The sequence below is a fragment of the Streptomyces sp. TLI_55 genome (assembly GCF_900206255.1).
Classification (GTDB): domain Bacteria; phylum Actinomycetota; class Actinomycetes; order Streptomycetales; family Streptomycetaceae; genus Streptomyces; species Streptomyces aquilus.
In genome coordinates, this window is sequence record NZ_OAOJ01000002.1 from 303,080 (window position 1) to 316,189 (window position 13,110).

Genomic DNA, 13,110 nt, shown 5'->3' on the forward strand with positions numbered 1-13,110 from the left:
GCTCAGGTAACGCGAGCAATCGTTCGGATGGTTCATCCGCGCCCGTCCCGGCGGTGCGGACGGTGGACCGGCCGCGGCCGCCCGACGGCTCAGGATCGGCGCAGCAGGTCGGCGGCGCGCTCGGCGATCGCGTACACCGTGGCATTGGTGTTGTTGGACGGTATGGAGGGGATCACCGAGCCATCGGCGATCCGCAGGCCTTCGAGGCCGTGCACGCGCAGCTCCGAGTCGACGACGGACATCTCGTCCTCACCCAGGAGGCAGGTGCCGACCGGGTGACAGTAGGAGCCGAAGTACCTTCGGACGTACTGGGCGAGTGCTTCCTCGTCCACCGTGTCGAGCCCCGGGCTGATCTCCTTCACCCCCCATCCGGCGAGGGCGGCCGAACCGGCGATCCGGCGGGCCGTGGCGATACCGGACAGCACGACGCGGACGTCTTGCTCCGCGGTGAAGTAACGCGGGTCGATCACCGGTGCCGCGTAAGGGTCGGCCGAGCTGATCCGAAGCGAACCGCGGCTGATCGGACGCATCGGCGAGATCCCGATGGAGAAGCCGTTCTGGACCGGCGCGACCGGGTTGGGCAGCGGGATGTCGATGAAGATGATCTGCGTGTCCGGCCCGTCGACGTCCTCGGTGCTGCGCAGGAGTCCCAGGATCTCGCCGTGGTTGTTGCGCGGGGTGGGAACCGGCTGCTGGGCCTCGTAGACGAGGTTGGCACGCGGGTGGTCGTGGAGGTTGTGGCCCACCCCCGGGAGCCGGTGGAAGACATCGACCCCGGCCTGCCGCAGGTCGTCCTCCGCGCCGACGCCGGAACGCTGCAGGAGCAGCGCGGAGCCGATGGTCCCGGCCGTCAGCACCACCTCGCCTGCTGCCGTCGCGGTGCGGGTGGAGCCGTCGACGCCGTACTCCACCCCGACGCACCGCGTGCCGTCGAAGAGCAGCCGGTGCGCGGTCGCTCCGGTGACCACGTCGAGGTTGGGGCGCTCCAGGGCCGGGGCGAGGTAGGCGTCGGCGGCGCTCTGCCGGCGCCCGGCGACGATGTTGAGGTCGACCGGGGCGAAGCCCTCCTCCAGGCCGCCGCTGATGTCGAGGGCCCGGCGGTGGCCGTTCTCGACCGCGCCGTCGAGGCAGGAGAGCAGGATCTCGTTGGGGTGCCGGGCCGGTCCGACGGTGAGCGGACCCTCGGTGCCGCGGCCGGGCGCACCGCTCGTGGCCGTCTCGCTGCGCTCGAAGTAGGGGAGCAGGTCGTCGTACGTCCAGCCCTTGGCGCCGTGTTCGCTCCAGCTGTCGTAGCTGGTGTGGTGACCGCGGGCGAAGACCATGGCGTTGATGGCGGACGAGCCGCCCAGGCCTCGCCCGCGCGGAAGGGGCACCGGCGCTCCGGAGGACTGCTGGACCACCGTGGCGTCCCCCCAGCCGGCCTCCGAGGCGGCGAGCGAAGGCCAGGCCGGCGGGTATGCCACGGCCTCGGGTAGGGTGGCCGACCCCGCCTCCAGCAGCAGCACGCGGGTGCCGGGATCCTTACTCAGACGCGCTGCGAGCACACAGCCGGCCGTGCCGCCGCCGACGATGACGACGTCGTGGTCAGATCGCTGAGAAGACATGACTGATCCGTTCTCCATGGTCCTGGGCGAATCGTCGGTTCGACATCGACCGCAAGAGCGAACGAACCAATGATTCGTCATATCAGGTATCAGTGAACCACAAGTGTGTCACGAGATATGTATTTCTAGGGAGAAACGCCCGCGAGTAGATACGTATGATGCGACCTCGCTCGGCGGAACCGGAGCGGGACCGGGCGGTGACCGTCTCGATCGAGAGACGCGATCAGCGGTGCCAGGACGTTGCCCGCCCTCCGCCCGGGTTCAGAAACCCGGGCGGATCAGCCCGGTCCGCTTGGCCGTGGCCAGCACCGGGGTGGTCTCGATGGCGGTGACCTGGTCCATCCCGCCGATGGTGTCGGTGAGGAAGCGGTACAGGCCGTCGAGGTCCGTGGTGGTGACCATGACCAGGAGATTGGCGGGCCCGGTGGTCGCCGCGGTGAAGCGGACGGCGGGTTCGCGACTGAGGTGTTCGCCCGCCGCCTGGAGCGCGTTCGGTTTAACGGACAGCCACAGCTGGGCCTTGACTTCCAGCCCGAGCAGGGCCAGATCGGTCTCGGTGACCAGACGGACCGTGCCGTCGTGGAGCAGGCTCTCCAGGCGGCGCCGGGCAGTGCGGGGTGTGGTGCCGGCCCGCTCGGCGAGGGTGGCGTAGTCGGTGCGGCCGTCTTCGGTCAGAGTCTGGATCATTGCCAGGTCGGCCTCGGACAGCGGGGCCGGTGATCGTGTGCGGAGCGGGAAGGGCCGTACCCCGAGGCGTGTCGTCTCCTCGTCGCTCAGCAGCCGGGCACCCCAGTTGAGGGAGGCCGGGAAGATCCTCAGCAGGGTGTGGGAGGTCCAGCTGTGGACCGCGGCGGTGGCCGGCAGGTCGCGCAGCAGCAGACGGTTGCGCTGCTCCGTTCCGTCCAGGTGGACGATGGTGCTGATCTCGTCTCCGCCGCCGAGGATGTCCACCCACAGGGTGTCGGTGCGCCGCGCCAGGGTGGAGGCGACCGTTCTGACGCGGTCGGGACGGCAGCGGATGCGCAGGGCGATGGGCACCAGATGGGGAAAACGGATCGGGTTGCGCTCCGCGGTGGCGCGCAGGGTGCCGTCGGCGTACAACGGCCCGGCCCGCCGCACCACGGTGCGCTCGGACAGCCCCAGGCAGGTGGCGACCGCACGCCACGAGGCGCGCGGTGCGGCGATCAGAGCGGCGGCGATCCGGCGATCCGTCTCATCCAGGGATTGGCGCATATTCGGCAAGATAGCCGCTATGCATGGCGTACAACATGATTTCTTGATGTCGGTTCTGGCGCTATACCGCCATTGTGCCGAGGATTGATCACGTCGAGGTCGGCGGGCCGGTACCCGTACCGACCCGGTCCGCTCCGGTGATCGCCGGGGTGGAACCGCCCGTGCGAACCACGAAGGAAGAGACTGTGACCCGCCTCCGCATCCTCACCCTGTCCGGGAGTCTGCGCCGCGACTCGTTCAACACCGCCCTCCTGAGGGAGGCCGAACGGCTGGGCGCGCACCACCACTTCGACCACTTCGACGGACTCGGCCGTCTGCCGCACTTCAACGAGGACGAGGAGCACCCGGCCCCGCCTGCCGTGGCCGAACTGCGCCGCCGCGTCCAGGAGGCGGACGCGGTGCTGATCGCCACACCCGAGTACAACGCCTCGATACCGGGCACGCTGAAGAACGCCCTGGACTGGCTCTCCCGCCCGGCCGAGGACGGCGGCCCCGCGCTGCTGCTCAAGCCGGTCGGCGTCGTCGGGGCCTCACCCGGCCCCTTCGGCACCGTCCGGGCCCAGCTGGCCCTGCGTCAGGTGCTGCACAAGATGAACGCCCGCGTCGTGCAGCAGCCGGAGTTCCTGCTCTTCCAGGCCCACCAGCAGTTCGACGACGACGGCCGACTCCCGGACGGCACCGCGCCCCAGCAACTCCTGTCCGCGCTGATCGACGCCCTCGCGCAACTCGCCACTCAGGACCAGCCGGTAGGAGCGGTGTGACATGCACCAGGCAGGCCAGCTGAACGAGCAGTCCGCGGTCCGGTCGCTCGAACTGGGCGACGTCCGGCTGACATATGTCGTCGACGGCGCCATGGCGATGCTCCCCTCCGCCTTCTTCCCGGGCTTCGACCCGGCCTACTGGGCCGACCGCCCGGACGCGCTCGACGGGAGCGGCCGGGTACCCATGACGGCGGGCGGTCTGCTGGTCGAGCGGGACGGGCGCAGCCTGCTGATCGACGCCGGTCTGGGCCCGGTCAGCGGCCCCGTTCACGTCGTCGACGACGTCGTGGGCCACAGCGACAGCGGCGCGCTCCTGGAGGTGCTCACCCGGCTCGGACACGCGCCCGAGGACATCGAGGCGGTGGCCTTCACCCATCTGCACGTGGACCACACCGGCTGGGCCTTCTCCCCGGACAAGACCTTCCCGCGAGCCCGTTACCTCGTTGCCGCTGCCGAATGGGCGCCGCACGACTGCGGCACGGTGGTGCCGGGCGCACCGGCGGCGGAGATCCTCACACGTATCGGCGAGGCCCACACTCCGGTCGACGACGACCAGGAGATCTTTCCCGGCGTGCGGACCCTCGTCACACCCGGGCATTCCCCGGGGCACACCTCGTACGTGATCACGGCCGGGAGCGAGCGGGTGGTGGTTCTCGGGGACGTGTTCCACACCCCGGCACAGCTGGTACATCCGGAGTGGCCCTCGCGGCCCGACATGGACCACGCGGGGGTGACGGCGGGCCGCAGGCGCATCGCGGCGGAGCTGGCCCGACCGCACACCATCGGTTTCGCGTTCCACTTCGGTGACCAGACATTCGGACGCCTGACCGGCGACCGCTGGGAACCGGTCCCGACCACCGCGCTCCTGCCGCCCCCGAAGACGCTGTGAGTGCCCCTTTCCCTTTCGACGTCGCTGAGGTGATCTGCGGGCGGGCCCAGTCCGGAGTGGTGGCCGGTGGTGATGGCTGGACGGTGACCCGGACGAAGTCCTGGACGCCGCGCGGTTTGCGTCGGGCCGTGGTGGATGGCATGCGGGGCGGACAGCCCCGTGTGGTCACAGCCGTTCGTCGATCGCGGCGATGTGGACAGTGGCCTCGAAGCGAACGGCGAGTTTGTCGAACCGTGTGGCCACCGCTCGGTTGCGCTTGAGCCGGTTGATGCCGCACTCGACGGCATGCCGGGCCTCGTCCCTACGCCTTCGACCGTGAGGACTGCAAGGTGCACCGGATGCCGCGCCTGCGTCAGTAGGCGCGGTTGGCGCGCGAGGAGTAGGCCTTGTCTGCTCGCACTCGCAGGGGCAGTCTGCGCGGACGGCCCCGCCCGGCCCGGGGCACGCGGATGCCTTCCAGGACGGTCACGAACTGCGGGCTGTCTCCTCGTTGGCCCGCTGTGACCAGCAGCGACAGCGGTCGCTGGTCCTGGTCGCAGGCCAGGTGGATCTTGGTGGTCCAGCCGCCCCGGGACCGGCCGAGCCCGTGGGCGTCCGGCTCGCAGCCGATCCCCACCGGGCGGCTCCTGCTGGGCCTGCCCCTCCCGGCGGGCGCCGGCGGCGTGCTGGTGTGCCCGGCAGATCGTGGAGTCGATGTTGACCTCCCATGTGATCAGCCCGGCCGCATCCGCCCTGGCCCGCAGCCCGGTCAGCGCCGCCGCCCGGATGCCGCCCGCTGCCGGCGGCGGAAGAGCCCGTAGACCGTCTGCCACGGCCCGAACCCCACTGGCAGATCCCACCACGGAGCACTGGTTCGCACCCGCCGGCGGATCCCGTCAATCCCCACGCCCCACACCGCGATCATCACGGCATGAGGCCCGGTTCTAAAACTCGGCCTAGGTGTCCCGACCACACACTTGAGCGGCAACTCGCCGCTCCGGTGGGCCATTTGACATATGTCTGGCCCGTGACACAGGGTGTGCCGCGTAGCCGCCGACGACCTGTCCGCGGCCAGTTGGGGAGGAACACACTTTTGAGCACACGCACATCTCCGAAGCGCGCCGACACGCGCTCGGCCCAGGTGCGCACCGCCGCCGTCGGAGGCCTGTTCGGTGGTGTCATGGGCGCCGTGGTGAGCGCCTTCGTCAACGGCAGCCTGGTCGGCCTGCCCGCAGACGCGACGGCTAACACTGTCAACCACGCCATAACCGGACTGGCCAGCGGGTTCTTCGCGGGCTTCATCGGCCTGCTGGTGCACATACGCAAGTCGTCATGACCAAATCGGCCGGCCATTGATCTTGTGGTGAGCCGAGGCGAGTTGACGACTCGGCGTCAGAGTCGGTGATCCAGTGGGGCCGCCCACTCCCAACTCCCCTGCGGATCAGGGCACCGCACCTTGGCAGGCCCTGGGGCAGCGCCCCGCGGCGGTGCCGGGCGAGGAGTCCCCGTCACGTCCCTGCATCTGCTGCGCATCACCAGTGGCTCGGTGCCGCCGAGCTTCCTGTTACTCACGGGAACGGCCCCTACCTGCGGAAGTCGGTCCTCGTAGCGGGCGTCGAGAGTGGATCACACGTGCCTCCGAGTAAAGGGATACGTATTATGAATGAATCGATACCTCCGGGTGCTGCGGCTGACATCGTGCCCTGGTCGGACGCCGCGCAGGACGTCATGGCGGGCGACTTGGTGACCGCTCTCGCTTACAGCACGCCTGCCGGTGGCTGTGTGGTCATTCCGGTTTCACCGACGGGCCTTGTCGACCGGGACGCAGGTGCGATCGGTGTGACGACATCACTGGCCTTCAACGGCAAGCTGTTCAACCTGCTGCGCGACTCTCGTGTCGCGATGGCTTATCACACCCGGGAGCACGGCTTCGCGAAGGCCGCGGACTTCGTCCTGGTCCAGGGGGTCGCCGAGGTTCCCTTGGAGCCGTCCCCTGAGATTCTGCAAAGCCTCACACCGCGTGTCGAGCGTTTTCTCGGCCCGATACCCAGCGGACGGTTCTGGAACTGGATCCTCGGTGACTACTTCAACAACCGAATCGTCATCGACATCGCCGTGCGGCGGGTGGTTTCCTGGCCCGACGAACACGGCACCGGGCACCGCACGGTCTCCGGCATCACCTGGCCGGACACCCCTGCCACCCAGTCAGAACCCACGAAAGGCACAGGGCCGCGGGTCGACACGGGCAGGCTCCACAGCAGGATGGACAGACTGGCACACCAGTTGCTCGGCTACCGCGGCGCGGACGGGTACCCCGTCGTCGTTCCCGTCCATGTCGCCGGTCACAGTGAGCGGGGACTGCTCCTCCAGGCTGCCCCCGGCCTGATTCCTGAGGGCGCGCGCCGCGCCGGACTGACCGCGCACTCGTTCGGGCCGCAAGCTGTCGGCCTGGCCAACCGGATCTGCACTGGCTGGCTCGAGGTGTCCGGAGACGCCATCGTCTATGCACCGCACACGTCATCCGGTTTCTCGGCTCCCCCGATCAAGAGTGTGCAGACCTTCTTCAACGGAGTGTTCGCCAAACAGGGATGGCGCAAGGCACGCCGTGAAGGCACGATGGCGAAGCTTGCGATGTTGAAGGAGCAGGGTCGGGCGGGTGCGGAAGACAACGGCTGATCCTGGTTGAGGTTCAGGCGCCCCTCAAGGGCGATCGGCGCCGAAGACGAGGAGGCGGTTGTCCGCCTCGGTCTTCGTCCCGGCCGCCCTCACCCGCGCGCCGGCGGCGTCCGGCGCCGGCCGGTTTGCCGATGGACGCTCAGCTGCGCGCACCGACTGGGCGCTGGTCCTGGCGGAGGCCTGCCGGAACGTGGCCTGACCTACGCCCATGCCGTGCTCGCCACCGACGAGGAGGCCCGGGCCCGCTACGCCGAGGCCCTCGGCGGCGGGGCCGGGCAGTGGCCGCTGCTGTCGGTGGTGACGCGGGTCGCGCACGGCGCCGGGCACCGGCGCCGACCGCTGGAATCCCGGGAGCCCTTGGTCGCAGCCGAGCAGCGACCGGGCCGGCACGGATCAGGCCGGAACCGACCGGCGACGTGTTGCCCCCGCAGCATCGCCCGGTTAGCCGCCCGCGGCCGGCCCGACCGGGCGGTCCTGGAGCAACTGCGCTCTCCTGGTGCACGCTGACTCCGCACCGTGACCAGGGCTTCCCCGAACCGGGCAGCACCTCGCCCGCCCAGCGCGTCGACCCGTCGTAACACCGCCCGCTCGGACCGCACCGGTCAGTCGTCGCGCAGCTCCCGCAGCACCGCGACGAGTTGAGTACGCGCGGTCACCCCCAGGCGGGGGAAGATGCGGTACAGGTACGCCCCGATGGTGCGTGGCGCCAGGCCCAGTTCCTCGCCGATGGCCCGGTTGGACAGACCGCGCGCCGCGAGCTGGGCGATCCGCAGCTCCTGCGCGCTGAGCAGGTCACGGACGCTCGCCGGCCGGGCCTCGCCCGAGGTGACGGTCTCCGTCCGCGCTCCGCCTGCGCGCAGCTCCGCGGTGATGCGCGCCACCCGAGCCTGTGCGTCCGCCACGGTGAAGGCGGCCGTCGCCTGCCGCAGGGTAACGCGGGAGTCGGTGACCTCGCGCCTCCGCCGCAGCAGCCGTCCGTGGGCCAGCCGCAACGACGCGGCAAGGAACGGACGTCGGGACAAGTCCATGGCGAACGCCTGTCCGTACCGGTCGTCGGCGTCCTGCTCACAGGAGAGCACCGCCCCTGCTACGGCGAGCTCGGCGGCCATCGGCGAGGTGCGATCCGCCTCCGTCTCGGCGGTGAGCCGGTTCAGCAACGCCCGTGCCTGCGGGCCGGTGCCCACAGCGTCCGCCGCCTCCGCGAAGGGAACCAGGGCGTACCGGGGCACGGCGGTGCGGCCCGGGTCCGTCAGGAGCGCGAGGAGTCCGGCGTGACCTTCGGCGAAGTCGCCACCCTCCACCCGAGCCCAGGCCGTGGCAACCGCGACGACGTCGTCGATGAACCGGACCGAGAGCCGGGCGGCTGCCAGTTCCGCGGTGTCGACGGAGGGCACCGTGCCTGTCTGCAGCGCCCGTACCAGGCGTCGGAGGAGGCTTGCGGCGGACGTGAGCTGCTTCTGGCCGCGGTGCGGTGCCGGCCCGTCGCCTCGAGTGAACGAACGCCCGGCCTGGCCCCAGTCCCCCATGAGCAGGTGTGCCACCCCTTGGCGTAGCCACAACTGCGGCAGCCGGTCGTCCAGGCCACGGGAACGGCACCGGTGTTCCGCTTGCCGGTAGAGGTCCAGCGCCCGCAGCGCCGCCCCGGCCAGCAGGGCGGCCTCACCCAGCCGCTCCAGGTCGTGTACGGGCAGCAGGTGTGTGTCCGCGGTGGCGGGCAACCGTGCGACGACGGTTCCCGCGCGACGCGTGCCGCCCACGATCGCCATGGCGTGCACCAGCCGTGGATCGGCCGCCTGCCCAGGCATGTGGTCGAGGAAGGCGAGGAGCGCCTCGGAACGCCGTACGTCGCCCGCGATCCCGGGCGCAGTGAGCCGGGCCAGCTCCAAGGCGTGCTCCATCTCGCGGGAGCCGTCCGGCGCAGGCCAGTCGGCCGGGTCTGTCAAGGAACGCCGCTCGTCCCCGTCCCCGGCGTTCTGCCCCGCCAGGAGGCGGGCGCACAGTGTGCCGAGCGGTCCGAGCGGGTGCCTCAGGGCCCGGCGCGCCAGCATCCGTGCCATACGCCGCGAACCGAGGTCGTGGGCGAGCCGGGCCGCCAGCAGTGCACAGCGCCCCTGGTCCTCGGGTGCGGGGTACAGGTCCGCCGCGCGCCGTAGCATGCGGACGGCCGTCAGCGGCTCACCCCGCTCCAGGGCGTCGCCGTGCACCGCCTCCAGCCGGGCGGCCAGCCCCGCCTCCGTGCCCTCCGCCGCCTGAGCCGAGTGCCACGCGCGGCGTACCGGGTCCCGCTCCAGCACCTCGGCCAGGGCCGCGTGGGCGGCACGGCAGCGAGCCGGGCCGACACCGTGCACCGCGGCGCCGGCCGTGGCGGGATGCGTGAACCGCAACCCCGTGCCCTCACACACCAACAGCCCTTCCCGCTCGGCCTGCTCCACCGCCTCGTAGCCCGGTGCGGTGCCCCCGATCCGGGCCGCGGCCGACATGAGCAGCGGCAGTTCGCCATCGGGGTGGAGAGCTGTCACCAGCAGCAGATCACGGGTGCCCGCCGGGAGCAGTGCCGCACCCGGGGCCAGCGCGGCGGCCAGCCGGTCGGAGGACGGGGGCAGGTCGGGCACCGACTCCGCGGTCCGTGCCGGGAGTTCGAGCAGAGCCAGGGGGTTTCCGGCCGCGGTCGCCAGCAGTTCCCGTTCGGCCAGCGGGTCACAGCCCGGACGCCGCAGGGCCAGAAGTTCGGCGGAGTGCGCCAGGGACAGCGGACCGAGCGGCAGTTCGGGCAGGCCGGTCAGCAAGGTGCGCCGTCCGGGGTCGGGGCGGGCGGCTATCAGCACCGCCAGCGGCCGTCCCGCCGTCCGCCGCGCCACGAAGGCCAGTACGGTCGCGCTGGCTGCGTCGAGCGCGTCGAAGTCGTCCACGGCGAGCAGCAGCGGCTGCTCGGCCGCGGCCGACTCCAGAGCGCCGAGCACCAGGAAGGGCAGCGGTGCCGTGACGGCGCCGGGCGCGCTGTCGAGCAGCAGTTCCTCCAGGTCTCTCAGCGGGCCTGGGTCACAGGCCGGGAGAGGGCCGTCCAGAAGTGGCCACATCAGCTGCAGCAGCCCCGAGCGGGGGCCTGGGTCGGCGCCCCGTACACCGGCGCAGCGCAGCACGCGCAGGCCCGCGCCGGCCGCGGCCTCCACCCCGGCTTCCAGCAGCTCCGACTTGCCCGAGCCCGCCGTCCCGTACACAGTCCGCGCAGCCCCGCCGACAAGACCCTGCCGCAGGAACATCTCCATCGCCCGCAGTTCGCTGTCGCGACCGATGAGGCGGGCCGCCGTCGGCCGCTCGCGGACCGCGGCGACGGAGAGCGATACGGGCGTTGGTACAGCGTCCTGCTGTGCTGATGCGCTGAGCGAGACGGCCCCGGCGGCTGCGTTCATGATGACCCCTGTTCCCCTGCGCGAACGCTCCCACCGGGTGCGCGGGACGTTCTCCAGGCCGTTCCTCATCCCACCGGACAGGGGTCCGCTCGGCCAGGCAGTTCACATGCAGTTTGGGTCTGCCGCGGTGGGCGGCGAAGATCCACCTCGTGAGACGCTTGCCCCGGAGATCGATTCGGGGGTGGATGGTGGAGACGAGCGCGTTCGGTCCGTTGCTGCGTGAGGCACGGCAGAAGGCACTGTTCACTCTGGAGAGCCTGGCCGAGGCCTCCGGCGTCAGCGTCCGGGCCATCAGCGACATGGAACGGGGCAAGAGCCTGCCGCGGCAGGCCACACTCGGTGAACTGATGGACGCCCTCGAAGTGGACGAGGAGCAGCGGCGGCGTCTGGTGGCGGCGGCCCGGCCGGGCAGTCGGCCGATCCCGCGGCAACTGCCACCGGATCTCGCGGTGTTCCGGGGCCGCGAAGGCGTACTGGCGGAGCTGCGCGCCCTCGAGGACCGGGCGGCCGCCCGGGGCGGCCATGTCGTCATCTCCTCGATCGGTGGAATGGCCGGTGTCGGCAAGACGGCCCTCGCGGTGCACTGGGCGCACCAGATGTCCGAGCGGTTCCCCGACGGCCAGCTCTACGTGAACCTGCGCGGCTTCGACGATGCCGGCAAACCGCTGGACCCGGGCGACGCCCTCGGCGTGTTTCTGCGGGGGCTCGGAGTCCCCAGTACCGACATCCCCTCCGCGACCGAGGAACGGGGCGCTCTGTTCCGCCGGCGGGCCGCTTCCCTCAGACTCGTGGTGGTCCTCGACAACGCCCGGGACGCCGAGCAGGTCAGGCCTCTGCTGCCCGGCGCCCCCGGGTGCCTGACCATCGTCACGTCACGCGATCAGCTCCTCGGTCTGGCCGCGGCCCAAGGCGCCACACCGGTCAGTCTCGATGTGTGGACGCCCCCGGAAGCTCTCGCCGCGCTGGCTGCCAGGATCGGCGCCGAACGGTGCGCGGCGGAGCCTGAAGCCGCGGCGGAACTGGTCCGGCTGTGCGGGTACCTGCCACTGGCGGTGGCGGTCGTCGGCGCCCAACTCGGCGCCGAACCCGACCTGTTGCTGCGAGTCGCCGTCGCCGAGCTGCGCGAGGCCCGGCCCCGGTTGGACGCACTGTCCGCCGGGGACCGGAGTGTCGACGTCCGCGCCGTCTTCTCCCGGTCCTACCGCGCGCTTGCCCCGGACACGGCCCGGTTCTTCCGCTACCTGGCCCTCCACCCCGGCTCGGCCGCGTCCGCGCAGGCGGCGGCCTCCCTCGCCGGTCTCCCGATGGCGCAGGCCCGCGGGCATCTTCGCGAACTGGCCTCGGCCAGCCTGCTCTCCCGGGACTCCGAGGGCCGCTACATCCTGCACGACCTGGTGCGTGCCTACGGCGCCGAACTCGCCGAGCGGCACGACGACGACCGTCTCGGCGCCCTGGACCGGCTGCTCAGCTACCTGCACCACAACGCCAAGAGCGCCAACGCCTACGTGATGCAGCAGTTCCGCTCCGGCCTGTCCGACGATCCGGCGGCGGGCGCGGTCCACGTGCCGATCGACAACCGGACGGACGCCCTGGACTGGTACCGCCAGGAGGAGCACACGGCGGCAGCTGCCCTGCGTGCCGTGGACGACCCGAGGCTGCAACGCCGCCGGATTGCCGTCGCGCTGGAGTGGGTGGCCTACAACGAGGCCACGGGACGCTGGCCGGAGGAGATCGCCGCCACGCGCATCGCCCTCGACGCGGCCCTTGAGCTCGACGACCCGGTCGCCGTCGAACGCAGCAGCCACAATCTGATCCGCGCCCTGATCGAGACCGGACGCGGCGACGAAACCGGCGGCCTGATTGAGACCCGGCTCGCCTACCTGCCCCGGCTCCCCACGGAGCACCGCACGGGCGCCGAACGGCGTGCCTCCTGGGTGTGCAGCAAGCTCGGACGCTTCGACGAGGCGCTGTCCCACGCGCGTACGGCCCTGACGATCACCCGTACGCTCGACCGGCCGGACGAACTGGTCCGGTCTCTCCTCGAACTGGCCTTCAAGGTTTCCGACTTGGGTGAACACCGCGAGGCCGTCGCGTTGTGCGAGGAGGCGCTGCCCGTCGCGCGGGTGACCGGGGAGCGCCGCTTCGAAGCGATGGCCTGGGGCACGCTGGGGGTCGCCCGGCTCGGCCTCGGCGAGCTCGACGCCGCGGTCGACAACCTCGAGAAGGCCTTGCACATGTTCGAGGAGACCCTCGACGTCTACAACCGGGCTGAAACACTCGACAACCTCGCCACGGTCCACCAGCGGCGCGGAGCCATCGAGGAGGCCCGTACCTGCTGGCTGGAGGCCGCCGAACTCTTCACCAGCCTGCGTGTCGCCCGTGCCGCCGAGATGGAAGCCAGGGCGCAGGCACTCCGACCGTGAGTGTGTCCGCGATGGCGGTGTGCACGGCACAGCCGGACATGCGGGCAGCACTCCTCGTAGGAGACATCTGTGTGCTCTCGTGCAATGTCCCGGACCGCAGAACCGCGATACAGCACACGTCTGTGACCGAGATCC

At 71.2% G+C, this 13,110-nt stretch carries 11 protein-coding genes; 5 read left to right on the top strand and 6 right to left on the bottom strand.

Annotation, left to right across the window (positions count from 1 at the left end):
- Nucleotides 1–89: 89 nt before the first annotated feature.
- Together CRP56_RS44235 and CRP56_RS44240 are read right to left on the bottom strand one after the other, a co-directional pair.
- On the bottom strand, nucleotides 90–1,604 hold the full coding sequence (locus tag CRP56_RS44235) for a GMC family oxidoreductase (RefSeq protein ID WP_097275510.1): 1,515 nt from the start codon (nucleotides 1,602–1,604) through the stop codon (nucleotides 90–92).
- Nucleotides 1,605–1,865: 261 nt separating this feature from the next.
- A complete protein-coding gene (locus CRP56_RS44240) occupies nucleotides 1,866–2,837 on the bottom strand; it encodes an Lrp/AsnC family transcriptional regulator (RefSeq protein ID WP_097275512.1) in 972 nt (323 codons plus the stop codon).
- 185 nt (nucleotides 2,838–3,022) lie between these two features.
- Between CRP56_RS44240 and CRP56_RS44245 the strand changes: the two genes are divergently transcribed.
- Nucleotides 3,023–3,598 carry an NADPH-dependent FMN reductase gene (locus tag CRP56_RS44245; RefSeq protein WP_097275514.1) on the top strand — a complete coding sequence of 192 codons (576 nt, stop codon included), beginning with the start codon at nucleotides 3,023–3,025 and terminating at the stop codon, nucleotides 3,596–3,598.
- Between the two features lies 1 nt (nucleotide 3,599).
- On the top strand, nucleotides 3,600–4,487 hold the full coding sequence (locus CRP56_RS44250; protein ID WP_097275516.1) for an MBL fold metallo-hydrolase: 888 nt from the start codon (nucleotides 3,600–3,602) through the stop codon (nucleotides 4,485–4,487).
- Nucleotides 4,488–4,839: 352 nt separating this feature from the next.
- On the opposite strand, the gene CRP56_RS48085 is transcribed toward CRP56_RS44250, so the two are convergent.
- Together CRP56_RS48085 and CRP56_RS49405 are read right to left on the bottom strand one after the other, a co-directional pair.
- Nucleotides 4,840–5,103 (bottom strand): transposase, encoded by a 264-nt coding sequence (locus tag CRP56_RS48085; RefSeq protein ID WP_218878124.1) that lies wholly within the window; start codon nucleotides 5,101–5,103, stop codon nucleotides 4,840–4,842.
- Between the two features lie 132 nt (nucleotides 5,104–5,235).
- Complete coding sequence (locus tag CRP56_RS49405; protein WP_373559788.1) at nucleotides 5,236–5,475, bottom strand: transposase; 240 nt, start codon at nucleotides 5,473–5,475, stop codon at nucleotides 5,236–5,238.
- Between the two features lie 84 nt (nucleotides 5,476–5,559).
- Here CRP56_RS49405 and CRP56_RS44260 point away from each other — a divergent pair, with 84 nt between their 5' ends.
- Nucleotides 5,560–5,802 (top strand): hypothetical protein, encoded by a 243-nt coding sequence (locus tag CRP56_RS44260; RefSeq protein ID WP_097275518.1) that lies wholly within the window; start codon nucleotides 5,560–5,562, stop codon nucleotides 5,800–5,802.
- A gap of 323 nt (nucleotides 5,803–6,125) precedes the next feature.
- Entirely contained in the window at nucleotides 6,126–7,142 is a 1,017-nt protein-coding gene (locus CRP56_RS44265; RefSeq protein WP_143665014.1) for a hypothetical protein, read from the top strand.
- Nucleotides 7,143–7,166: 24 nt separating this feature from the next.
- Here CRP56_RS44265 and CRP56_RS44270 read toward each other — a convergent pair whose 3' ends face one another.
- Together CRP56_RS44270 and CRP56_RS44275 are read right to left on the bottom strand one after the other, a co-directional pair.
- Nucleotides 7,167–7,457 (bottom strand): hypothetical protein, encoded by a 291-nt coding sequence (locus CRP56_RS44270; protein WP_143665015.1) that lies wholly within the window; start codon nucleotides 7,455–7,457, stop codon nucleotides 7,167–7,169.
- 287 nt (nucleotides 7,458–7,744) lie between these two features.
- Nucleotides 7,745–10,552: an AAA family ATPase gene (locus CRP56_RS44275; RefSeq protein WP_097275525.1), complete on the bottom strand. Its 2,808-nt coding sequence runs from the start codon at nucleotides 10,550–10,552 to the stop codon at nucleotides 7,745–7,747.
- 185 nt (nucleotides 10,553–10,737) lie between these two features.
- Here CRP56_RS44275 and CRP56_RS44280 point away from each other — a divergent pair, with 185 nt between their 5' ends.
- Nucleotides 10,738–12,975 (top strand): tetratricopeptide repeat protein, encoded by a 2,238-nt coding sequence (locus CRP56_RS44280; protein ID WP_257042279.1) that lies wholly within the window; start codon nucleotides 10,738–10,740, stop codon nucleotides 12,973–12,975.
- The last annotated feature ends 135 nt before the right edge of the window (nucleotides 12,976–13,110 follow it).